Below are 23,234 nucleotides of genomic sequence, written 5' to 3'. Positions count from 1 at the left end.
TGGACCGCGCATGAGCGAACAAAAATTGCGTATCAGCTTCATCGGCACCGGCGTCATGGGCGGGCCGATGGCGGGTCACCTCGTCCGGGCGGGCCATCACCTCACCGTCTATAATCGCACGCGCGCCAAGGCCGATGCGTGGGCGGCGCAGCATGGCGGCGCGGTCGCCGTCACTCCGGCCGACGCCGCGCGCGACGCCGACGTCGTCCTCAGCTGCGTCGGTAACGACGACGATCTCGCGCAAGTCACGCTGGGCCGCGACGGCGCGTTCAAGGCGATGCGCAAGGGTTCGCTATTCGTCGATCACACCACCGTCTCCGCGCGCATCGCGCGCCAGCTGTCGGTCGAGGCCGAGGGGCTGGGCCTGCTCTGCCTCGACGCGCCCGTTTCGGGCGGCGAAGCGGGCGCGCAGAACGGCACGCTCTCGATCATGTGCGGCGGGACGAAAGCGGCGTTCGAGGCCGCCGAGCCGGTGATGCAGGCCTATGCCGCGCGCATGGTGCATATCGGCGGCCCCGGCGCGGGGCAGACGACGAAGATGGTCAACCAGATCGCGATCGCCGGGGTGATACAGGGCCTGTCCGAAGCCTTGCGCTTCGCGCAGGCGTCGCGGCTCGACACCGATAAAGTGTTCGAAGCCGTCTCGGGCGGCGCCGCGGCGAGCTGGCAGATGCTCAACCGCTGGGGCACGATGGCGAAGGACGAGTTCGACTTTGGCTTCGCGGTCGACTGGATGCGCAAGGACCTCGGCCTCGCGATCGACGAAGCGCGCGTCAACGGCGCGACCCTCCCGGTCGCAAGCCTCGTCGACCAATTCTACGCCGATGTGCAAAAGGCCGGCGGCGGGCGCAAGGACACGAGTTCGCTCGTGATGAGGCTGCCGAAATGAAGCGCCTGATCCTGACCGCGCTGGCGCTCACCCTCGCCGCCCCCGCGCACGCCGACACGCTGGTCGACAATGTCAACGGCATCACGCTCGACAAGGACGGCAAGCTCGTCCGCTTCACCGGGCTCGTCATCGACACGCAGGGCAAGGTCAAGCAGCTGCTCGATCGCAAGGACAAGCGCCCCGAACGCCCCGATTTCAAACAGGACGGCCAGGGCAAGACCCTGATCCCCGGGCTTATCGACGCGCACGGCCATGTCATGGGGCTCGGCTTTCAGCTGATGCTGCTCGACCTCAGCGGCACCAACAGCCTCGCCGAAGCGCAAGCGGCGATCCGCAAATATGCCGCCGACAATCCCGAAATGCCGTGGATCATCGGCTTCGGTTGGAATCAGGAAAAATGGGGCCTCGGCCGTTTCCCGACCGCTGCTGACCTCGACGCCGCGGTACCGAACCGCCCCGTCTGGCTCGAGCGTATCGACGGCCACGCCGGCTGGGCGAACAGCGCCGCGATGGCGGCCGCCAGGATCACCCCCGCGAGCAAGTCACCCGAGGGCGGCCGCATCGAAATGGAGGGCGGCAAGCCGAGCGGCGTTTTCATCGACGCGGCGATGGCGCTGATCAACAGCGCCAAGCCCAAACCGCTCGCGCGCGACCTCGACCGTGCGCTCTATCTCGCGCAGCAGAAATTGCTCGAACAGGGTATCACGACGATCGCCGACATGGGAACGACGATCGAAGAATGGCAATCCTACCGCCGCGCGGGCGACAAGAAACAGCTCGCGGTGCGGATCCTCAGCTATGGCGGCGACATCGACAATATGGCGATCATCGCGGGCAGCGAACCGACGCCCTGGCTCTATGACGACCGCCTCCGCATGGTCGGAGTGAAGCTCTATCTCGACGGCGCACTCGGATCGCGCGGCGCCTGGCTGAAGGCGCCATACAGCGACGCGCCGGGGCAGAAGGGCCTGCCCCTCCTCACCCCCGCGCAACTGCGCAACAAGATGGTGCGCGCGTCGATGGATAAGTTCCAGGTCGCGATCCACGCGATCGGCGATGCCGCCAATGCCGAGGCCCTAGCCGCGATCGCCGATCTCACCGCCGACCTGCCCGGCGAGCGCCGCTGGCGCATCGAACATGCGCAGATCATCGACCCCGTCGACATCCCGCGCTTCGCCACCCTCAAGGTTATCGCCTCGATGCAGCCCGTCCACCAGACGAGCGACCGCGTGATGGCCGAAGCGCGCCTAGGCCCCGACCGCCTCAAGGGCGCCTATGCGTGGCGCAGCCTCCAGAATGCCGGCGCGCGCCTCGCCTTCGGTTCGGACGTCCCCGTCGAAAGCGCCAACCCCTTCCCCGGCATCGCCGCCGCCATTTCGCGCACCGACGCGAAGGGCGAGCCCTTCGGCGGCTGGCGCCCCGAGGAGGCGGTCAGCCGCGAGACCGCGCTCGACGGCTTCACGCGCACCGCAGCCTTCGCCGGGTTCGCCGAGGACCGGATCGGCACGCTGATGCCCGGGATGCGCGCCGACTTCCTGATCATCGACGCCGACCCGATGCTCGCGAGCCCCGACGAGATCCGCCGCATGACCCCGCTCGAAACCTGGATCGGCGGCTATCGCTATTACAAGAAAAGCGAGGGCGCGACCGTTGGCCGTTGACGTGCCGACCCGCCGCGCGCTGCTGACCGGCCTCGCCGCCCTCCCCGTCGCGGCGAGCGCCGCCGCCGCGGCCGAGCGCAAGGAACGCCGCTCGAAAAAGCGCAAGCCGGCCAGGCCCAAGATCCAGCATGTCGATGTCGCGATCGTCGGTGCGGGGGTGTTCGGCGCGTGGACCGCGTGGCACCTCTTGCGCGCGGGCAAGTCGGTACGCCTGTTCGATGCCTATGGCGCGGGCCATGCGCGCAGCTCGTCGGGCGGGGCCAGCCGGGTCATCCGCATGGGCTACGGCGCCGACGCCCTTTATTCGGAGATGGCGCGCGACTCGCTCAAATATTGGAAAGAGCTCTCCGACACCGCGAGCGCGCCGATCTTTCACAACACCGGCGTGCTATGGTTCGCGCCGCAGGGCGACAGCTACACCGCCCAGTCGCTCGCCTGGCTGCAGGCGAACCGCGTCGGCCACGAGCATGGCGACGTCAGCTGGCTGCAGAACAAATATCGCCAGATCCAATTCTATCAGGGCGAAACCGGCATCCTCGAGACCGAGGCGGGCGCGCTGATCGCCGCGCGCGGCGTGCAGGAAGTGATCGCCGACGCCCAGATCGCGGTCGAGCGCGTCGTCATGCCCGCGCCGCTCTTTTCAAAACGGATCAGGAAGCACACGCTCCCCGACGGCGGCACCGCCGATCACCTCGTCTACGCGGCCGGCCCGTGGCTCGCCGAACTCTTCCCGCAACAATTGATGCACAAGATCGTCGCGACGCGGCAGGAAGTTTATCATTTCGGCGCGCCGCAGGGCGACAGCCGCTTCGCCCCGCCCGCGCTTCCTGTCTGGGCCGACTTCAACAACGGCCGTATCGTCTATGGCATCCCCGATCTCGAAGGGGCCGGCTTCAAGATCGCGTTCGACACGCACGGTCCGGTGATCGATCCCGATACGCTCGAACGCCAGCTCACCCCCGCGGGTATCGCCGAAGCGCGCGCCTATGTCGCCCGGCGCTTTCCCGGCCTCGCCAACGCGCCGCTGATCGGCGGCCGCGTCTGCCAATATGAGAATAGTTCGAACGGCGATTATCTGATCGACCGCTTTCCGGGGCAGGAACGCGTCTGGCTCGTCGGCGGCGGATCGGGCCACGGCTTCAAGAACGGCCCCGCGGTGGGCAAACGCGTCGCGGCGCATATTCTCGACGCGAACCTCGCAGTCGAACCGCGCTTCAGCTTCGCGACCAAGGGGACGGTGGCGGCGCGGACGGTGTTTTGAGCCTCGTCATTGCGAGGAGCGAAGCGACGAAGCAATCTCCAGCCATCACCCTTGCGCAAGATTGAGGGCTGGAGATTGCTTCGCTACGCTCGCAATGACGGGATAAATGCGGGGCCGAAATGAAACTCACCGACTGCCACAATATCGACGATTTCCGCGCGCTCGCGAAGCGGCGCCTGCCGTGGCCGGTGTTCGATTATATCGACGGCGCCGCCGATGACGAGGTCACTCGCCGCCGCAATCGCGCCGCGTTCGACGATTGCGACCTCATCCCGCGCGTCCTCGCCGGGGTCGAAAGCGTCGACATGCGAACGACCTTGTTCGGGCGCGAGATGGCGATGCCGCTCTTCCTCTCGCCCACCGCGCTCCAGCGCCTGTTCCACTGGCAGGGCGAACGCGCCGTCCTCCGCGCCGCCGCGAACGCCGGCACGGTCGCGGGCATATCGAGCCTCGCGACGATCAGCCTTGCCGAGGCCGGCGCGCTGACCGATGGCCCCAAGCTTTTCCAGCTCTACGTCCACCACGACGAGGGCCTCAACAAGGCGATGCTCGACGCCGCGCGCGACGCGAAGTTCGACGCCGTCGCGCTCACCGTTGATACCATAGTCGGCGGCAACCGCGAACGCTGCCTGCGCTCGGGCTTCACCTCGCCGCCGCGCTTCACCGCATCGAACATGCTGAGCTACGCCGCCAAGCCCGGCTGGGGCCTCAACTATATCCTCCGCGAAAAATTCAGCCTGCCGAACCTCGCGACGCATGTGTCTGAAGGATCGAGCGTCCCCAAGTCGGTCGCCGAATATTTCACCTCGATGCTCGACCAGAGCCTCGACTGGAAACGCGCCGAGGCGATCCGCAAGCAATGGGACGGTCCCTTCTGCCTCAAGGGCATCGTCGCGGTCGAGGATGCGAAGCGCGCGGTCGAGATCGGCGCGACCGCGATCATGGTGTCGAACCACGGCGGGCGCCAGCTCGACGGCAGCATTTCGCCCTTCGACGCGCTCACCGACATCGTCGATGCGGTCGGCGACAAGGTCGAGGTGATCTGCGACGGCGGCATCACGCGCGGCACGCATGTGCTCAAAGCGCTATCGGTCGGCGCGAAGGCCTGCTCGGGCGGCCGCCTCTATCTTTATGCGCTTGCGGCAGCGGGCGAGGACGGCGTCGCGCGCGCCATCGCACTGCTCCGGGCCGAGATGGAGAGGGGCATGAAGCTGATGGGAGCGAAAAGCCTCGCCGATCTCGGCGCCGGCAACCTGCGCTGGCGCTGAAACCGGGCAAGCGGGGCGGCCTCCCCCTGAGACCGCCCCGGTGCCGGCGTCAGAAAGAGACGCCGAGCGTGAAGATCACGGCGCCGTCGGCACCGACCGATTCCTTGTACCCAAGCGCCTTGGGCGCATCGGTATTCACATAGGCGACGCTGCCGGTGAGCATCTTGTAGCTCGCCGACACGCCGATCGAATAGTCGATGACTTCGCCGTCGGCGCCGCCCAGGAAGCTGTCGCTTTTCGAGAAGCCGATGTGGCCGTTCAGGCTGAACGGCGTGCTCGGGATCGCGACGCCCGCGTCGGTATAGATATAGACGCCGCTGTCGTCGCCAAGCGAATCCTGCCCGCCCGGCGCCCAGGCGATGCCGGTCTTGACCGAAGCGGGGCCGAGGTTGCCCTTGACCGAGAAATAGGGCTCGATGATCGAGCTGTTGGCGGTGCCGGGATAAAGATAGAGGGTCGCGCCGATGTCGGCAGTCAGGCCCGGGACGACCTCGGTCGAATAGCCGCCGAAAACGTCGATCTCGGTGCCGTTGGCAAAGCCGATGCTCGATCCCCAGGTGCCGACATACAGCCCGCTGTCGTGGCTGATACCGAAGCCGCCCTGGATCGCCGCTTCTTCGTTCGACTGGCTGAAGCCGCGAAAACGATAGTCGCTGACGACGGTAGCGCTGCCGGTGATGGTGATGCCGTCGTCCGATTCTTCGTCTTGGGCGAAGGCGGGCGTGGACATGGCCGAAGCCGCGAGGAGCATGCCGAAGCACGCACGGGAAAGATTCTTCATGGACAGATCCCTGTATCAAGATTGATGGATCGTCCCTGCCTGCCGCACGACGGCCAGCCTCTTTTCGGGCCGATCCGGTCTTGCGTGCCACCTCTCTTCCCGAAATTGCTGCGCCGCACAAACAAAAAAGTCATCGCGAGCGCATCTTCACTACCCGATGCGACTTTTTTGCAACATATGATTATATGATACCGGTTTCATTCGTAACAATCGTTCAGTCGCGGGAAACCGGCGCGAAAAAGGGGACGGCCTCCCCCGAAGCCGCCCCCTTCACGCGTGGTCGCCGACGCGTCAGGCGTTCAGAAAGAAACGCCGAGCGTGAAGACCACGGTTGGATCGTAAAGCGTGTCGAAGGCTTTCACCCCCGTCTTCTTGATGTCGGTATCGATATATTGCGCCGACAGCGTCGCGGGCCCGATGATGTAGGACGCGCCGACCGACCAGTCGACATAATTGCCGTCGGGCGCGGTCAGTGCCAACGAGCCGTCGGCATAGCCGACCCCGGCGTTGAGCGTGACAGGCGTGTTCGGGATGCCATAGCCCAGGCCCAGGTTGAGGTACCAGCTGTCGTCGCCGAGCGACTTCTGGTCCCACGCATAGGCGACCATGCCCGTCGCCGAAATCGGGCCGATGTCGTGCGACAGCTTGCCGATGGCCTCGAAATAATCGGTCGGCGCGCCGCCGTCGTCGCTCCCCGGATAGGTATACCAGGTGACGCCGACGTCGACCGTTGTGCCGGGCGCGATTTCGGTCGCATAGCCGCCGTAAAGGTCGAGCTCGAACTTGCCATAGGCCGGGCTGTCGGGAAGCGAAGATCCCCACACGCCCGCATAAAGGCCGCTTTCGTGGCTGACCGTCAGCGTCGGCTGCACCGCGACCTTTTCGTTCGACAGCGAAATGCCGCGGAAACGATAGTCGGTGGTGACGGCGATACCACCCGAAAGCGTGACCGGACCCGCTTCGCCGATCGCCTCGTCCTGCGCGAAGGCGGGCGTCGACATCGCCGACGCGGCAAGCAGCAGGCCAAGGCAGCCCTTGTTGAAAAATTTCATGGCAGATCCCCTCTCTGGTCTCATGGATCGTTCCGCCTGCGGTGCGCGTCCCGGCTTCTCGATGGGGCCGTGTGACGACGAACCGCGCAAAAATTGCCGATTACGCTGCAACGCACAACCGAAATTGTCCTTCGCGGCCATTCGGCGACGGACTGTTGCTTTCCCGCAACAAGCCGAAAGGGACGCGAGCGACGGCACTCGGCTTTGCCAATCGGCCGCAGGACGGCTAAAGAGCGCGCACATCCCCTTCCGTCGAGCGACAATCATGAGCGATCACAATCCCGGCCTGCGCCCCTGGCGTGACATTTCCAGACGCGAGTGCCGCCAGATCATGGTCGGCGGCGTCCCCGTCGGCGGCGGCGCGCCGATCAGCGTCCAGACGATGACCAACACGTTGACGAGCGACCCGGTGGCGACGATCGACCAGATTCGCCGCTGCGAGGAGGCCGGCGCCGACCTGATCCGCGTCTCCTGCCCCGACACCGAATCGACCGCCGCGCTCGGCCAGATCGTCCGCGCGGCGCGGATTCCGATCATCGCCGACATCCATTTCCACTACAAGCGCGCGCTCGAAGCCGCCGACGCCGGCGCCGCCTGCCTGCGCATCAACCCCGGCAATATCGGCAGCAGCGAACGCGTTGGCGAAGTCGTCCGCGCCGCCAAGGCGAACGGCTGCGCGATCCGCATCGGTGTCAACGCCGGGTCGCTCGAAAAGGATCTGCTCGAAAAATATGGCGAGCCCTGCCCCGAGGCGCTCGTCGAAAGCGCGCTCGACCATATCAAACTGCTCCAGGACCATGATTTCCACGAATATAAGGTCGCGGTAAAGGCGAGCGACGTCTTCCTCGCGGTCGCCGCCTATGCGCAGCTCGCCGACGCGGTCGACTGCCCGCTCCACCTCGGCATCACCGAGGCCGGCGGGCTGATCGGCGGCACGGTGAAAAGCGCGCTCGGCATCGGCAACCTGCTGTGGGCCGGTATCGGCGACACGATCCGCGTCAGCCTCTCGGCCGAACCCGAAGAGGAAGTGCGCGTCGGCTACGAAATCCTCAAATCGCTGGGCCTGCGCACCCGCGGCGTCCGCGTCGTCTCCTGCCCCAGCTGCGCGCGGCAGGGCTTCGACGTCATCCGCACCGTCCAGGCGCTCGAGGATGCGCTCGGCCACATCAAGACCCCGATGTCGCTCTCGGTTTTGGGCTGCGTCGTCAACGGCCCCGGCGAGGCGCGCGAGACCGACATCGGCATCACCGGCGGCGGCAACGGCAAGCATATGGTCTATCTGTCGGGGGTCACCGACCACCATGTCGCCGACGCCGACATGATCGGCCATATCGTCAAGCTGGTCGAAGCAAAGGCGGCCGAGATCGAGACGGGCAGCTCGGTAAGCATGGACGTGGCGCACGGCAAGGCGGCGTGATGCTCTCGATCCGCCCCGCCGTGCCCGCCGACCTGCCGCTGATCGCGCAGTTCATCCGCGACCTCGCCGACTATGAAAAGCTCGCGCACGATGTCCGCTTCGACGAAGCCAAGCTGGCCGCCAACCTGTTCGGCCCACGCCCCTATGCCGAAGTCGTGATCGGCGAGTTGGACGGCGCACCGCAGGGCTTCGCACTCTTCTTCCACAATTTCTCGACCTTCGAGGGGCGCCCCGGCATCTATCTCGAAGACCTGTTCGTCCGCCCCGAAGCGCGCGGATCGGGGCTCGGCAAGGCGCTGCTCGCGCATCTCGCCAAGCTATGCGTCGAACGCGACTGCGCGCGCCTCGAATGGTGGGTGCTCGACTGGAACACCCCGTCGATCGGTTTCTACCAGAAGCTCGGCGCCAAGCTGATGGACGAATGGACCGTGATGCGCGTCGACGGCGATGCGCTCACCAAGCTCGCGGGCTCCTGACTTCCAAATCCCGTTCGCATCGAGCGAAGTCGAGACGCCCATTGGTTATGTGCAACCTCCCGGTGTCCCGACTTCGCTCGACACAAACGGAACAGAGGGTCGTCCCACGCGTTCCCCCGCCATGTTCGACCACACCGGAATCGTCGTTGGCGACCTTGCCCGCGCCCGTGCCTTCTACGAGGCGATCGGCAAGCCGCTCGGCCTCGTCACCGCCGACAACGGCGAACAGGCCTTCGTCTTCGGAAAGAGCAGGGAAGAACCGATCCCCTATCTCTGGGTCGGCACGCTCCGCCCGAGTTATTGGGCCGAAGGCTCGCGCACCGGCATCAACCAGATGCACATCGCCTTCATCGCGCCGTCGAAGGACGCGGTGCAGGCGTTCCATGCAGCGGGCATCGCCGCGGGCGGCACCGACCATGGCGCGCCCGGCCCGCGCGAGGGCGCCGCGGGCTATTATGGCGCCTTCCTGCTCGATCCCGACGGCAACAATATCGAGGCCGCTTTTCGCGACAATTTGCCCTATCTGCGCCCGGATTAGCAGCCGTCGGGAAAGTCCCTCCGGATAATAGCGAACGATTACAGCACGCCGGTGCCGCCGTTTGCGAGCCCCCTCGAATCATGCTTTCCTGTCGCCGGGCCGCGCCTTTCCGAGCGAGTCGGGCTCCCTCAACGGGAGCCGGCGACAACAGGGGAAATAGCATGAACAGGATGATGTTCGCCGCTTCGGCGGCCCTTTTTGTCATGGCGACGGCGCCGGTCGCCGGCGCCCAGATGCCGACATGGTCGGCCGAGCAGGCCGAGGCATGGAAAATCGTCGAGCAAAGCTGGGTCGACGATGTCGCGCAGAACGGCAAATGGCCCGCCAACTATGCCGATCCGCAGATGATCACCTGGTCGTCCGAATTCGCCGCACCGCGCGGCAAGGATGCGACCGTCCGCTGGACCAAGTTCCAGACGACACAGGGCAAGGTCATCCAATATGAGCTGGCCCCGCAATCGATCTCGCTCAGCGGCAACACCGCCGTCGTCACCTATGCGCTGACCGTGGTCAGCCAGCGCGGCACCGAAAAGCCCGACTGGGGCAAGGAAGCGATCGTCGAAACGCTGGTGCGCGGCGACGGCGGCTGGAAATTCCTCGCCTCGACCAGCTTCGCGCTCGGCAAATAGGCGCGCGCGGCGGTCAGCGCGCGCCGCGCGGCCGCCGCCGTTCCATCGGCCAGCTCGGCATATGCGCGTCGGAGAGCGCCTTCGCCTCGGTGGGCGCGATGCCCAGGTCGGTGAGCGCGCGCGTCAGCGCTTCGGCGGGCGGCACCGCGATGTCGGGCAGCACCCCCTCGCCCTCCCAATCCTTCCCCGTGACCGGGTCATAGGTGCGCCCGACCGGGATGAAGGCGCCATAGCCGCCGCCCAGATCCTCGCCGCGCCCGAAATGATTGGCGCCCGCGGTCGGCGCGCCGACCAGCGTGCCGCGCCCCGTATGCTTCATCGCCAGCGCGAAATGCTCGGCCGCCGACGCGCTCGCGCCCGATGTCAGCACATAGACCTTCGCATCACGCAGGCGCGCGTCGGCATTCGGCGTCGCCCAATGCTCGCGCGCGATCATGCCCGCGTCGCCCTTCGCCATCCGCATCGAGGCGATACCCGCGATCGGCGACCCGCCCTCGGCATCGACCGAGGCGCGCGTCGCCATCGTCACCAGCCGCGTTTCCTTGCCGAACAACCAGGGGAAAATCACGTCCATCTGGTCGAGCCCGCCGCCATTGTGCGTGCGGATGTCGAATATGATCGCCTTGGCATCGGCATGGTCGGCCATGAACTTCGCCGCCTGAGCGGTCACCGCATCGTCCATCGGAAAGACGTTGAACCGCACGAAAGCAATCCCGGGCGCGATCCAGCCCGCCTGCTCGACGGGCAGCTTGGGCGGGCGCCGCACCGGCGCCGCACCGCCCGGTGCGGGCGCCGCTGCGCCCGCCGCCGCTTCGGGCACGCGCAGCCGCAAATGGCCGTCGGGTGACACCGCGTTGACGTCGCTGTCGATCGCCGAACCCAGCGCCTCGCCGGAGAGTCCCCGGTAGCGACCCGCCGCGATCGCGGCGCGTATTGCATCGGCATAGCGCTGGCCCGTTTCGGGATAGACATAATCGCGCTCGAGCAGCGCCGCATAGGTCTCGGCGACCTGATCGGCGCCGGCCTCGTCGGCTGCAAACGCGGGAGACAGCGCAAGCAAGGGGACCGCAGCCATAGCGGCAGCGAGCAACAACGCAGGCAAAATATGCGACGAACGAATCATTCCAGTCTCCCATCCAGCCCCGGCCGGATCGGAGTGTATCATGTTAGCAATACAGATCAACTACATTTGTAGTCGGTAATTATTTCCGGCGCGCGAACCAGACCAGCACCACGCCCACCACCGCCATCACGACGCCGTTGCGCGTCCAGACCGTATCGCCGAGCATGAAGCTGCTCGCTGGCCAACGCACGATGTCGAGCCCCTGCAACGCCCACAACCCGCCGACGAGGATCATCGCCACGCCGACGATCGCCAATATGCCTTTCAACGCGCCCATGCCCGCTCTCCCCCTATTTGCGCTGGAGACCGATCAGCGGCCGCAGCCAGCCGATGCTGCGCCCGATCGCATAGAAAAGCCAGCAGCCGATGACCGTCGCGGCAACCAATATCAGGAATGACGGCATCGCGCTCACCCCGGCGCGAAGCAAATACCAGCCGACCGCGACGATGATCGTCTGATGGATGATGTAAAAGGGAAAGACCGCCTCGGCGAGCATCGCGCGCTTCGGATGGTCGCGATTCCCGTATCGGTCGGCGATCCCGACCAGCGCGACGATCGTCGCCCAGCCCTGCACCAGCCGTACGACCATGAACGGCGTGATCACCGCCGCTGGCGGCGGCCCGTCGCCCGGCGCCGCCCACATCGCCCAGGCGATAGTGGCATAGGCGGCGACCGCCAGCACCGCCGCCGCGGGCCAGCAGCGCGCCACGGCCTCGAACAGCCCCGGGCGCACACGCAGCAGCCAGCCGATGAAGAAGGGGACGAGGAAATGAAGGTGCGCCGGCCCGTCGTCGATGAGCGCGTGCGTGTCGCGATGCCCCGGAAAGAGGAACAGGATGAAGAGCCACGCGGCGAAGGGCGTGGCGAGCATCCCCCATCCGTCCAACCAGCGCGCGACGGCATCGGCGATGCGCGCGCGCACCGGCGCCGGAAGGACGGCGAGCAGCAGCGCGGCCAGCGCAGTATAGGCAAACAGATAGACGACGAACCACAGATGCTGCCACGTCGGCAGCACGATGCCTTCCAGCGACCCGAAGCGGAAATAATCGTGGAGCCAGAAATGCCCGAAGCTTCCCGAATATCCATGCTGGGTGACAAGCTCGATCCACGGCTGCACCGGGATGATAATGACCATGCCAAAGGCGAGCGGGACCAGCAGCCGCGCGCTCCGCGACCGCATGAACGACCCCGCGCCGCCCATCTTGGCGAACAACGCCGCGCTCGCATAGCCCGAGACGAGAAACAGCAGCGGCAGCCGCCAGCTGTTCGTCGCCATCATCGGGATCTGCACCCAGTCCCTCGGCTGCGCGATCTTCACATGCCAGCCCCACGGCACGAAATACATGCCGATATGATAGAAGATCAGCAGGGCGAACGCGCCGATGCGCAGCCAGTCCATGCCGTAATGCCGTGTCCCGTTCATCGCCGCGAATCTCCTTTGCCGGGGCCTGCCACAGCCGCTAATCGGAAAGGCGGCCGACGGGCGATCCCGGCGGGACGAGATGCGGAGCCGGTGTGACGGAAAAGGATGGGCGTGGGACAAGCGGCGGCGGAGCCGGGACGGACGGGTTCACCCCGCGCGTGCTGACCCTGCTCGCGTTCGGCGTGCTGCTCGCCTACGGGCTCATCCGCATCACCTCGAACGTCTATTCCTATCTTGCCGACCGCCACGCCTTCGGCCGCGAAGTGCCTGCGTCGACCGCGTGGACCTACGAAAGCACCAGCCTCCTCGCCTGGTCGCTGATGATGATCGCCTGCTGGTTCAGCGTGCGCTTCTTTCGCCCCCCGCGCTTCGGCTGGGGCACGACGGCGGCGATCCACGCCGCGCTCGCGATCCCGGTGTCGCTCGGCCATATCGCGCTGATGGTGGGCTTTCGCATGCTCGCATGGCGGCTGTCGGGCGGCACCTATCATTTCGAATCGCCCGACGGCACGCCGATCCTGTATGAATTGCGCAAGGATCTCGCGACCTATGCCGAGCTCATCCTGCTCATCTTCCTGATGCAGTGGCTGATCGCGCGCTACGCCGCCCCGCCGGCGGAAACCACACCCCGCGCCACGCTCGCGATCGGCGACGGATCGGTGACGCACCACCTGCCGATCGCGGAGATCGAGCATGTCGCTGCGGCGGGCAATTATGTCGAGATCGCGTGGCGCGGCCAGCGCCTGCTGCACCGCGCCACGCTCTCGGCCATCGAGGCCGAACTGGCAGAGGCGGGCTTCGCGCGCATCCACCGCAGCCGCCTCGTCCGCAAGGATGCGGTGCGCCGCGTCGTCACGCACAAGAGCGGCGATTTCGACGTCGAACTCGAAAGCGGCGAGACGCTGCGCGGCAGCCGCCGGTTCCGGGAGAATGTCGAGGGGTAACGCCCGTCATTGCTTCGCCGCGCTCGCAATGACGAGATTATCGCACCACCCGCCACGCCAATTCCGCGAACTCGCACAGCAGCGGCCGCGTGTCGCGCGGGTCGATGATATCCTCGACCCCGAATTTCTCCGCCGTCCGGAACGGCGAGCGCACCCGGTTCAATCGCGCGCGGATCGCCTCCAGATGCGCCGCCGGATCCTCGGCGGCCTCGAGCTCGCTCTTGTACGCGACCTCGACCCCGCCCTCGATCGGCAGGCTGCCCCAGTCGCCCGACGGCCAGGCGAAGCGATACTGGAAACGCTCGGCATTCGACATCGCGCTCCCCGCGATGCCGTAGGCGCGGCGCACGACGACCGACGCCAGCGGCACGCTCGCGCGATAGATCGCGTTCATCGCCTGCACCCCGTAGCGGATCGTCCCGGTCCGCTCGGCCTCGCCGCCGATCATGAAACCCGGATTGTCGACCAGGTGGACGATCGGCAGCCGGAACTGGTCCGCCATTTTTACGAAACGCTCGGCCTTCTCGCTCGTCTTCGCGTCCCAAGACCCGCCGAGATAGGAAGGATCGCTCGCGAGTACGGCAACCGGATAGCCGTCCAATCGCGCAAACGCGGTGATCACCGCGCGCCCCCAGCGCGCGCCCATCTCGAAGAAACTGCCCTGATCGAACACCGCGCCGGTAATCCGCCGCATCGAATAAACCTGCTTCGCCTCGCGCGGCACGATCGACAGGAGCGAACCCTCGCGCCGGTCGACCGGATCGCTGCATTCGGTCCTGAGCGCCCGGTCGTGGATCGACGACGGCAGGTACGACAGGAAGCGCCGCGCCGCCGCGAACGCCTCGGCCTCGCTCGCCACCTCGTCATCGACGACCCCGTTGCGCGTATGCACGTCGGTCCCGCCCAGCTCCTCGCGATCAAGCGTATCGCCGATCGCTGCCGCCACGGCCGGCCCCGCAGCGAACAGCTGCGACAGCCCGCGCACCATCACGCTGTAATGGCTCGCGACGACGCGCGCCGCGCCGAGCCCCGCGGTCGGCCCGAGCGCGAGCGCGACCACCGGCACCGTATCGAGGTTCGCGATGATCTCATGCCATCCCGGCACATGCGGGATATAGGTATAGCCCATATCCTCGAGCGTCTTGACCGATCCGCCGCCGCCGGTGCCGTCGATCATGCGGATCAGCGGCAGGCGATATTCATGCGCCATCGCCTCGCACTGGACGAACTTGCGGTGCAGCGCCGCATCGGCCGCGCCGCCGCGTACGGTGAAATCGTCGGCCGAGGCAACCACCGGCCGCCCGCCCACATTCGCGCGCCCGAAGATGAAATTGCTTGGCGCGAGGTCTTCCAGCTCGCCATCGGCGCCATATGTCCCGCGCCCCGCGATCTTTCCGATCTCGCGAAAGCTGCCTTGGTCGACGATCCCCGCGATCCGCGCCCGCGCATCCATCTTGCCGCGCCCATGCTGCCGCGCGACCTTTTCCTCGCCGCCCATCTTCTCGGCCATCGCGCGGCGATGCCCGAGTTCGTCAATCTCTTTTTCCCAGCTCATAGGGCAAAGGCTATCTTACGTTGACGGAAACGTCATGCAAAACCTATCGTCGGCAAATGAAGCACCCGATCACCCTCGCCTTCGCTACCGCGCTGCTCGCGCTTGCGCCCGCCACAGCCCGCGAGAAGCGCACGATCCCCGGCGTCGAGGATGCCTATAAGAGCGACGCTTTCGTCGCCGACCCGATGCCCGCGATCGACGCCGCGCTCGTCAACGCCCGGCAATCGGGTAAGCCCGTCCTCCTCGTCATGGGCACCGGCGGCTGCCACGACAGCGCCTGGCTCGCCAACCTGATCGCCACCGACCGCTTCGCGCCCGTCCGCGACCGCTACGAGATCGTCTATGCCGACATCGGCATGCCGCATGTGAAGGGCTGGGGCCGCAATCCCGAAGTGGCGAAGCGCTTCGGCTTCCGGATCAAGGGCACGCCCACCGTCGCGGTGCTCGACGCCGAAGGCCATGTCCTCAACCGCAAGGCCGCCCCCAAATGGCGCAACGCCGCGAGCCGAAGCGACGACGACATCTATGATGAACTGATGAATTAGGGAGAGAGACATGGCCGAGATGAACCTTACGGGGCGCGTCGCGCTCGTCACCGGCGCCTCGCGCGGCATCGGCCGCGGCATCGCGATCGGCCTCGCCGAAGCCGGCGCAGACGTCGCGGTCAACTATACGCGCGGCGAAGAGGCCGCCGCCGAAACCGTCGCCGCGATCGAGGCACTCGGCCGCAAGGCCAAGGCCTATCAGGCGTCGGTCACCGACGAAGCCGCGTGCGCCGCGATGGTCGCTGCGATCGAGGCCGACTTCGGCGCCATGTCGATCCTGATCAACAACGCCGGCATCGCCAGCCGCGGGCTTTCCGTCGCCGAAACGACCCCCGAGGAGGTCGACAAGCTCTTCGCCGTCCACGCCGCCGGCCCGCACCGCCTCAGCCGCCTCGCGCTGCCGCAGCTCCGCACCCACGCACGCAGCGACATCATTATCATCTCGAGCATCGCGACCTATGTGAACTCGCCGAACGGCGCCCCCTACACGATGGCGAAAGCGGCGGGCGAAGCCCTCGCGCTCACGCTCGCCAAGGAGGAACTCGCGAACGGCGTCCGCGTCAACATCGTCGCCCCCGCGCTCACCGTCAGCGACATGGGCGAAAAGCTTTCGCGCGCGATCACCGGCAATGCGGACATCCATCACCTCGACACCAAAATGCCCTTCGGCCGCGTCGCCGTCCCCGCCGACGTCGCCGCGGCGGTCGTGTGGTTCGTCAGCGATGCGAACAGCTATTGCTCGGGGCAAAAGCTCAACATCGACGGTGCCGGGCAGGCGACATTTCGATAGTGCCAAACCCTCTCCCCTTGGGGGAGAGGGATGCGAAGACTTGCCAGCTTGCTGGCTAGTCGAAGCTGGGTGAGGGGTATGCGAGCCATAGGCTCGCGCGGAGCTTTGCTCCGCTCACCCTCATCCAACTCCGCCTAACCGCTTCGCGGCAAGGCTGCGTATCCTTCTCCCCTCAAGGGAGAAGGTAGAATAAAGCCCCCACCATGCGCCCCGATTCGCCCTCGCCCATCCTCCCCTTCCTGATCGCCTGCGCGGGCATCGCGACCTTTTCGGCGATGGACGTGCTGATGAAGGGGCTGTCGATCGACATCGGCGCGTATAACGCGGTCCTCTGGCGCACCGGCACCGGCACGCTCCTTGCGGGCGCGCTCTATTTCGCCAGCCGCCCGAAATGGCCCGGCAAGGCGACGATGCGAATCCACGCCTGGCGCTCGCTGTTCGTCGCGGGCATGGCGCTCAGCTTCTTCTGGGCGCTCGCGCGGCTGCCGATGGCGGAGGCGATCGCGCTCGCCTTCGTCGCGCCGCTGATGGCGCTCTATATGGCCGCGATCTTTCTGGGCGAAAAGATCGGCCCGCGCTCGATAGCCGCCTCGGCGCTCGGCCTGTGCGGGGTGATCGTCATCGTCGCGGGCAAGCTCGGCGGCAGCGATTATTCGGACGAGGCTCTATTGGCCGTCGGCGCGGTGTTCCTGTCGGCCATCTTCTACGCCTACAACCTCATCCTCGCGCGGCGGCAGGCGAAGATGGCCGAGCCGATGGAAATCGCCTTTTTCCAGAATTTCTTCGTCGCCGCGATCCTCGCCATCGGCGCGCCCTGGTTCCTCGCCGTTCCCGGCGCGGAGCAAGCCCCGAATATCGCCGGCGCCGCGATCCTCGCAACCACCTCGCTGCTGCTCCTGAGCTGGGCCTATGCCCGCGCCGAAACCCAGATCCTCGCGACCACCGAATATACCGGCTTCCTCTGGGCGATGCTGTTCGGCTGGTTCTTTTTCGACGAAGCGGTGACGCTGCCGACCTTCGCCGGCGCGCTGCTGATCGTCGTCGCCTGCCTCATCGTCGCGCGCAAGGCGCCGCACGGCGACCCGATCGAACCTGCGGCGGCGTAATCTCCCCTCCCATTTCTGGGAGGGGGTCGGGGGAGGACATGTCGATATCGGGAGTTGCCGAAACAGGCCCTTCCCTAACCCCTCCCGCAAGCGGGAGGGGGACTTAAACCGCCGCCCGCGCCAGCCTGTCATTAATCGCCGCGCCCAGCCCCTCGACCGGGATCGCCGCCACCGCGATCTTCGGCTTGGCGCTCGCTGCCCCCGCGTGCAGCGCATCGAACAGACGCGCCGCCGCCTCCGTCAGATCGGCCCCGGCGCTCAGGTCATAATCGCCCCGAACCGCGCCGAACCCGATTCCGAACTCATCGTCGGCGAACGCCACCGCCCCCAGCCGCACCGGCTTCCCCGGCGCATAATGGCTCGCGAGCATCCCCGGCGCGACGATCTCCGATCCCTGCACCCCCCTCGCGGGCAAGCCGCTCGCGTCGGCGAGCATCTTCGCCGTGACCGGCCCCGGCCGCAATATCTCGACCGCGCCGTCCGTCACGCGCGCGATCGTCGATTCGACCCCCGCGTTCGTCGGCCCGTCGTCGATCACCAGCGCGATCCGCCCGTCAAGGCTCGCCAGCACATGCTCAGCCCTGGTCGGGCTCACCCGCCCGCTCGCATTGGCGCTCGGCGCCGCGAGCGGCGCGCCCGATGCGGCGAGCAAAGCCTGCATCGCGCGATGCCCCGGCACCCTCAGCGCAATCGTGTCGAGCCCCGCCGTCGCGATGCTGGCGACCGGGCAGGCCGCCGTTCGCGGCACCACCAAAGTCAGCGGCCCCGGCCAGAAGCGCGTCGCGAGCGCGCGCTCGACGGGTCCGAACTGCCCCAGCGTCTCGGCGACGCCAAGCGTCGGCACATGGACGATCAGCGGGTTGAAATCGGGCCGCCCCTTCGCGGCATAAATCCGCGCGACGCCGTCGGCGCTCCGCGCATCGGCGGCGAGGCCGTAGACCGTCTCGGTCGGCACCGCGACCGGCTGCCCGGCCGCGATCAGCGCCGCCGCGTCGGCGATCGCAGCGCTATCGAACGCGCGAACGAGTGTGGGATTTGAGGCATGGGCCATGCCGCGCTATAGCGCCCACGTAACGATATTCACCAGCAAAGTGCCCCGCCCATGACCTATACACCGCCCACCACCGAACAGCTCTTCGTCCTCAATCATATCGCGCGCGTCGATGCCATGGCGCAGCACGAGCGTTTCGGCGCCGCGACCCCCGACATGGTCGAGGCGATCGTCGCCGGCATCGGCGAATTCGCCGCCGACGTCTATGCGCCGCTCAACCGCGTCGGCGACACGCAGAACCCCAAATGGCAGGACGGCAAGGTCACCATGCCCCCGGGCTTCAAACAGGCCTATCAACAGTTCGTCGAGGCCGGCTGGGGCAGCATCGACGGCCCCGGCGCCTATGGCGGGCAGGATCTGCCCTTCACGCTCGCGACCGTGGTGATCGAGGCGCTCGGCAGCGCCAACATGGGCTTTTCGCTCTGCAGCATACTGACGCCGGGCGCGATCCACGCGCTGATGGCCTATGGCACCGAGGAACAGCGCCAGACCTGGCTTCCCAAGCTGATCACCGGCGAGTGGAACGGCACGATGAACCTGACCGAGCCCGCCGCGGGCAGCGACGTCGGCGCGCTCCGCTCGACCTCCGAAAAGATCACCGAGGGCGAGCACGCGGGCCTCTACCGGATCAAGGGCCAGAAAATCTTCATCACCTTCGGCGAGCATGACCTGACCGACAATATCGTCCACCTCGTCCTCGCGCGCACCCCCGGCGCTCCCGAGGGGACGCGCGGTATCTCGCTCTTCCTCGTCCCCAAATACCGCCTTGATGCGGAGGGCAATCCGACGATCAGCAACGGCGTCCATTGCGCCTCGATCGAGCACAAGCTCGGTATCCACGGCTCGCCGACCGCCGTCATGGTCTATGGCGAGGACGAGGATTGTCTCGGCGAAATCGTCGGCGACGAAATGGGCGGCATGCGCGCGATGTTCGTGATGATGAACAACGCGCGCCTGATGATCGGCTGTCAGGGCATCCAGATCGGCGAGCGCGCGACGCAACAGGCGCAGCGCTTCGCCGCCGAGCGCGTCCAATCGGCGCTCGCGGGCTCGCCCGACCGCAACCCCGTCACGATCGACCGGCACCCCGACGTGCGCCGGATGCTGTGGCGCATGCGCGCGCAGACCGAGGCGGCGCGTGCGCTGACCTATTATGCCGCGGCGCAGATCGATTTCGGCAAATTGGGCGACGAGGCCGCCGCGATGCGCGCCGACATATTGATCCCGCTGGTCAAGGCGCACGCCACCGACATCGGCTGCGAGGTCGCGAGCCTCGGCGTTCAGGTCCATGGCGGCATGGGCTTCATCGAGGAAACCGGCGCCGCGCAGCATTATCGCGACGCGCGTATCGCGCCGATCTATGAAGGCACCAACGGCATACAGGCCGCCGATCTGGTCGGACGCAAGCTCGGCATGGCGGGCGGCGACCTTGTCCGCGGCCTGATCGACGACATCGCGCACGGCGCCGCCGATTTCCCCGAACTCCAGCAACTCGTCGATGCGTGCCGAGCCGTCACCGACTGGATGGCGAACGCGCCGACGGCGGACCGGCTCGCGGGCAGCTACCCCTATCTCACCATGCTCGCGACGGCGACGTGCGGCTGGTTGATGGCGATCCAGCACAGGGCGGCGCGCGCCGCGCTCGACGAAGGCGGCGGCGATGCCGCCTTTCTCGAAGCCAAGATCGTCTCGACGCGCTTCTACCTTCAGCAGATCGTCCCGGCGGCGACGGGGCTCGCGGCGTCGGCGCTCGCGGGCGACGCAGCGCTCGAAGCGCTGCCCGCAATCGCTTGAACTGCCCGGAATCCTGCGATTTCCGCTTTGCCGGACTTCGCAGGATTTCGTTCATAATTAACGCGATGATAACCATCTGGGACTAGACGCGACCGGCAATTGCTGGAGACGTGCGTGCCCATCCCGGTCAAAAGTCTAATCATCAGCTGGCGAAGCATCCTATTGTCGGTGCTTCTTAGCCTGGTCGTGGGATTGGCTGCGGTCAGTGAACCGATTGATCGCGTGGTCGAAGCCGCGATCGGCCGAATCGCTTGGCGGCCGGTGTCGAATGACATCGTCGTGGTTGCGCTCGACGACCGGACTCTCGACGAAGTCGCCGGTCGCGATTTTTCGATGACCCGGCACGCGCAGCTGGTTGATGCAATCGACGGGGCAGGCGCGAAACGCCTGTTTATCGATTTCACCTATGATCGACGCGAAAAGGACGCCGACTTTTCGTCATTGACCGCAGCGGTGAAACGGATGGGCGAGCGCGCCATCCTCGCGGTCGCGGCGAAATCGGCGCGCAGCGGCGATTCCGAGCTGGCCCGCTTTCCCAGTCCCGCCTTTGGTTCGGCGGCTCAGATCGCCTGTATCGGCTGGGAATATGAACTCTGGCAGGTTTGGCGGATACCAATCACGCTCGACGTGAACGGACGCGCCATTCCAAGCTTCTCGTCGTTGCTCGCGAACCGGCGATCGAATGAAGCCGGGGTTTATGCGTTGGACTATTCCTACAGGACGAGTTCGATCACCGAATATAGCGCCAGCGATGTCCTGTCGGGCAAGGTTTCCCGCGAACTTACCGGACGCGATGTCATTTTCGCGCCGACAGCGGCGGAATATCAGGACAATCACTATCTTCCGGGCCATGATCGCGTGCCGGGCGCCTATGTGCATGTGATCGGTGCCGAAACGCTGAAACGCGGCATGCCCATCGATATCGGCTGGCTTCCGCACCTCGCATTCGCCGCGATCTGCCTCCTCGGCGCCGCCGCCTTCCGGCGCGCGCGCTGGTTCAATATCATCACGGCCGTGCTCGCCATTGGGCTGATCGCCAGCAAAATCTATCTGATGACGATACTGGTCAGCAGCTCGGTCGGGGCCTCGCTGTTTCTCGCTGCGGTGATCAGCGCAAATGTCTCGCGTACCAGCCGCCGCCGTTCGGCGCAGCGCGAGAATCCCGTGTCGGGCCTGCCCAATTTCGAGGCGCTGCGTTCGCAGGCCGCATTCGGCAGCGCGACTGTCGTTGCGGCCAAAGTCGTCAATTTCGAGGATCTCGCCGCCTTCATCCCCGGCGACGGCATCGGCAAACTCGTCGAACAGGTCACCCGACGCCTTCAGCTCGCGTCGCAGGGCACGACGCTCCACCACGATCTCGACGGCACCTTCGCCTGGCTTGTGCCCTATTATCAGCACAGCCAGATCGAAGGCCAGCTCGCGGGCCTCGCCGCGCTGTTCAACGCGCCGCTGACGATCGGCGAGCTGCGCGTCGATGTCGCGATCGCCTTCGGGGTCAATGACGAGTTCGAAGGGTCGAACGCGCAGCGCCTCGCCGCGGCGCTCGTTGCAGCCGAACGTGCAATCCGCACGCGTGCGCTGTGGACCAAATATACCTCGCGCCAAAAGGAAGACGCCGGCTGGCAGCTCTCCTTCCACTCGCAGCTCGAGGATGCGCTGACCGGCGGCGACATCTGGGTCGCCTTCCAGCCGCAGTATGAAATCGCGACGAACCGGCTCGTCGGGGTCGAGGCGCTCGCGCGCTGGACGCATCCGACGCGCGGGCCCATCCCGCCCGACGAATTCATCGTCCAGGCCGAAAAGAGCCAGGACATCTATCGCCTCACCCTGTTCGTGATGGACCAGGCGATCCGTTCGGCGGCGCAGCTGCGCGAGCGCGGCCTCCATATCAACATGTCGGTCAACCTGTCGGCGAGCCTGCTCGACCATAGCGATCTTGTCGGCACGATCCGCGTGATGCTGACCGCGCATCACCTGCCGCCCGAGGTTTTGACGATCGAGATCACCGAAACCGCGCAGATCGAAAACAGCCGTCAGGCGCGCCAGACGCTCGCGCAGCTTCGCCGGACGGGCATTCGCCTGTCGATCGACGATTATGGCACCGGTCAGTCGAACCTCGAATATCTGACCGAGATCGAAGCCGACGAAATCAAGATCGACAAGCGATTCGTGATGACGATGCGCGATTCGCAGCGGAACCTCGAAGTTGTTAAATCGACGATCGACCTCGCGCATCGGCTCGGCGCCGTCGCGGTCGCCGAAGGCATCGAGGATGCCGAAACCATGGCGCTGCTCGCCAGCCTCGGCTGCGATGTCGGCCAGGGTTATCATCTTGGAAAACCGCAATTGTTTTCCGAACTTACCGCGACCCTTACCGCGCTCCCCCATAACCGCACCGCATAACTGCCAGATTGGCGGCAATGTTTATAGTTAAGACTCGATTTACCTTACTAATTAAGGTATATGCTCCGTTAACTGTTCCGTATGGGCAGTGCCAACAGGAGATCTGAAATGGGTTGGTTTTGGAAATTTCTGGGTGGCGGCGGCACCGGCAACGGTGGCGGTCAGGCCTAACTCGGAAACAAATTAAGGACAGGGCTCCGGCATCGCCGGGGCCCTTTCTTTTTGTCCGGCGCCGATCTGTGCGGCGCCGTGCGAAACCCGCCCGCGCCCTCGTCGCTTCGCGCTTCGGCGCCAACGTGACATCGCGGCAAGTCCTTCTTCCCGATCGAAAAAATTTCGGGCCGCCACCCATATCCGCTGCTTGCCGCGCAAACCCGCGGAAAGGCTGGCGCTGCGCCCGTGGCGCGAGCATCTGGGGCGACGAGACGAATCAAATTATCGACGAGTTGAGTCCCCGAACTGTCATTTACCGTCTTGCATCGTCGCGCCGACGTGGCACTATAGGTGGTGGGTCAACCACGGGGGCA

General features: G+C 66.2%; 21 protein-coding genes. 14 read left to right on the top strand and 7 right to left on the bottom strand.

Annotated elements, in window-relative coordinates:
• The first annotated feature begins 10 nt into the window (after positions 1-10).
• The 4 genes from VSX79_RS01470 to VSX79_RS01455 all read left to right on the top strand — a co-directional run bounded on the left by VSX79_RS01470 (position 11) and on the right by VSX79_RS01455 (position 5,079).
• Positions 11-889 (top strand): NAD(P)-dependent oxidoreductase, encoded by an 879-nt coding sequence (locus VSX79_RS01470; RefSeq protein WP_326914208.1) that lies wholly within the window; start codon positions 11-13, stop codon positions 887-889.
• Positions 886-2,550, top strand: coding sequence for an amidohydrolase (locus VSX79_RS01465; protein ID WP_326914207.1), 1,665 nt, complete (start codon positions 886-888; stop codon positions 2,548-2,550). Before VSX79_RS01470 ends, VSX79_RS01465 begins: the two co-directional genes overlap by 4 nt.
• The gene (locus VSX79_RS01460; protein WP_326914206.1) at positions 2,540-3,811 is read left to right on the top strand and encodes an FAD-dependent oxidoreductase; all 1,272 of its coding nucleotides are present in this window, start codon (positions 2,540-2,542) and stop codon (positions 3,809-3,811) included. Before VSX79_RS01465 ends, VSX79_RS01460 begins: the two co-directional genes overlap by 11 nt.
• Before the next feature lie 119 nt (positions 3,812-3,930).
• Positions 3,931-5,079: an alpha-hydroxy acid oxidase gene (locus tag VSX79_RS01455; protein ID WP_326914205.1), complete on the top strand. Its 1,149-nt coding sequence runs from the start codon at positions 3,931-3,933 to the stop codon at positions 5,077-5,079.
• Between the two features lie 49 nt (positions 5,080-5,128).
• Here the strand turns inward: VSX79_RS01455 and VSX79_RS01450 are convergent, their stop codons facing one another.
• Both VSX79_RS01450 and VSX79_RS01445 read right to left on the bottom strand, forming a co-directional pair.
• Positions 5,129-5,860 carry a TorF family putative porin gene (locus VSX79_RS01450; protein WP_179498678.1) on the bottom strand — a complete coding sequence of 244 codons (732 nt, stop codon included), beginning with the start codon at positions 5,858-5,860 and terminating at the stop codon, positions 5,129-5,131.
• Positions 5,861-6,159: 299 nt separating this feature from the next.
• Positions 6,160-6,912 carry a TorF family putative porin gene (locus VSX79_RS01445; RefSeq protein ID WP_326914204.1) on the bottom strand — a complete coding sequence of 251 codons (753 nt, stop codon included), beginning with the start codon at positions 6,910-6,912 and terminating at the stop codon, positions 6,160-6,162.
• Between the two features lie 265 nt (positions 6,913-7,177).
• On the opposite strand from VSX79_RS01445, the gene ispG reads away from it, so the two are divergent.
• The 4 genes from ispG (at position 7,178) to VSX79_RS01425 (ending at position 9,972) form a co-directional block, all read left to right on the top strand.
• On the top strand, positions 7,178-8,329 hold the full coding sequence (ispG, locus tag VSX79_RS01440) for a flavodoxin-dependent (E)-4-hydroxy-3-methylbut-2-enyl-diphosphate synthase (RefSeq protein WP_179498674.1): 1,152 nt from the start codon (positions 7,178-7,180) through the stop codon (positions 8,327-8,329).
• Positions 8,329-8,805, top strand: coding sequence for a GNAT family N-acetyltransferase (locus tag VSX79_RS01435; RefSeq protein ID WP_407697238.1), 477 nt, complete (start codon positions 8,329-8,331; stop codon positions 8,803-8,805). The genes ispG and VSX79_RS01435 overlap by 1 nt, the downstream gene beginning before the upstream one ends.
• A 121-nt stretch (positions 8,806-8,926) precedes the next feature.
• Positions 8,927-9,343, top strand: a complete 417-nt coding sequence (locus VSX79_RS01430; RefSeq protein WP_179498670.1) for a VOC family protein — start codon at positions 8,927-8,929, stop codon at positions 9,341-9,343.
• A gap of 161 nt (positions 9,344-9,504) precedes the next feature.
• Positions 9,505-9,972: a nuclear transport factor 2 family protein gene (locus tag VSX79_RS01425; protein ID WP_179498668.1), complete on the top strand. Its 468-nt coding sequence runs from the start codon at positions 9,505-9,507 to the stop codon at positions 9,970-9,972.
• Between the two features lie 13 nt (positions 9,973-9,985).
• Here VSX79_RS01425 and VSX79_RS01420 read toward each other — a convergent pair whose 3' ends face one another.
• The 3 genes from VSX79_RS01420 to VSX79_RS01410 form a co-directional block, all read right to left on the bottom strand.
• On the bottom strand, positions 9,986-11,095 hold the full coding sequence (locus tag VSX79_RS01420; protein ID WP_326914202.1) for a S41 family peptidase: 1,110 nt from the start codon (positions 11,093-11,095) through the stop codon (positions 9,986-9,988).
• A 79-nt stretch (positions 11,096-11,174) separates the two neighbouring features.
• Entirely contained in the window at positions 11,175-11,372 is a 198-nt protein-coding gene (locus VSX79_RS01415) for a hypothetical protein (RefSeq protein ID WP_179498664.1), read from the bottom strand.
• Positions 11,373-11,385: 13 nt separating this feature from the next.
• Complete coding sequence (locus VSX79_RS01410; protein WP_326914201.1) at positions 11,386-12,519, bottom strand: acyltransferase family protein; 1,134 nt, start codon at positions 12,517-12,519, stop codon at positions 11,386-11,388.
• 92 nt (positions 12,520-12,611) lie between these two features.
• On the opposite strand from VSX79_RS01410, the gene VSX79_RS01405 reads away from it, so the two are divergent.
• On the top strand, positions 12,612-13,463 hold the full coding sequence (locus VSX79_RS01405; RefSeq protein WP_179498660.1) for a LytTR family DNA-binding domain-containing protein: 852 nt from the start codon (positions 12,612-12,614) through the stop codon (positions 13,461-13,463).
• A 37-nt stretch (positions 13,464-13,500) separates the two neighbouring features.
• Here the strand turns inward: VSX79_RS01405 and VSX79_RS01400 are convergent, their stop codons facing one another.
• Entirely contained in the window at positions 13,501-15,018 is a 1,518-nt protein-coding gene (locus VSX79_RS01400; protein ID WP_326914200.1) for an acyl-CoA carboxylase subunit beta, read from the bottom strand.
• Positions 15,019-15,074: 56 nt separating this feature from the next.
• Here VSX79_RS01400 and VSX79_RS01395 point away from each other — a divergent pair, with 56 nt between their 5' ends.
• The 3 genes from VSX79_RS01395 to VSX79_RS01385 all read left to right on the top strand — a co-directional run bounded on the left by VSX79_RS01395 (position 15,075) and on the right by VSX79_RS01385 (position 17,459).
• On the top strand, positions 15,075-15,563 hold the full coding sequence (locus tag VSX79_RS01395) for a thioredoxin family protein (protein WP_326914199.1): 489 nt from the start codon (positions 15,075-15,077) through the stop codon (positions 15,561-15,563).
• Positions 15,564-15,573: 10 nt separating this feature from the next.
• Positions 15,574-16,353 carry an SDR family NAD(P)-dependent oxidoreductase gene (locus tag VSX79_RS01390; RefSeq protein ID WP_179498654.1) on the top strand — a complete coding sequence of 260 codons (780 nt, stop codon included), beginning with the start codon at positions 15,574-15,576 and terminating at the stop codon, positions 16,351-16,353.
• Positions 16,354-16,556: 203 nt separating this feature from the next.
• Positions 16,557-17,459, top strand: coding sequence for a DMT family transporter (locus VSX79_RS01385; protein WP_179498652.1), 903 nt, complete (start codon positions 16,557-16,559; stop codon positions 17,457-17,459).
• Positions 17,460-17,562: 103 nt separating this feature from the next.
• Here VSX79_RS01385 and VSX79_RS01380 read toward each other — a convergent pair whose 3' ends face one another.
• Positions 17,563-18,510, bottom strand: a complete 948-nt coding sequence (locus VSX79_RS01380; protein WP_326914198.1) for an L-threonylcarbamoyladenylate synthase — start codon at positions 18,508-18,510, stop codon at positions 17,563-17,565.
• A gap of 51 nt (positions 18,511-18,561) precedes the next feature.
• On the opposite strand from VSX79_RS01380, the gene VSX79_RS01375 reads away from it, so the two are divergent.
• On the top strand, positions 18,562-20,304 hold the full coding sequence (locus tag VSX79_RS01375; protein WP_326914197.1) for an acyl-CoA dehydrogenase: 1,743 nt from the start codon (positions 18,562-18,564) through the stop codon (positions 20,302-20,304).
• A 168-nt stretch (positions 20,305-20,472) separates the two neighbouring features.
• Positions 20,473-22,707: an EAL domain-containing protein gene (locus VSX79_RS01370; protein ID WP_326914196.1), complete on the top strand. Its 2,235-nt coding sequence runs from the start codon at positions 20,473-20,475 to the stop codon at positions 22,705-22,707.
• Positions 22,708-23,234: the final 527 nt, after the last annotated feature.

Source organism: Sphingopyxis chilensis (assembly GCF_035930445.1).
Classification (GTDB): domain Bacteria; phylum Pseudomonadota; class Alphaproteobacteria; order Sphingomonadales; family Sphingomonadaceae; genus Sphingopyxis; species Sphingopyxis chilensis.
The sequence above is the reverse complement of the archived record's forward strand: the minus strand, read 5'-3'. Positions and strand labels throughout refer to the sequence as shown.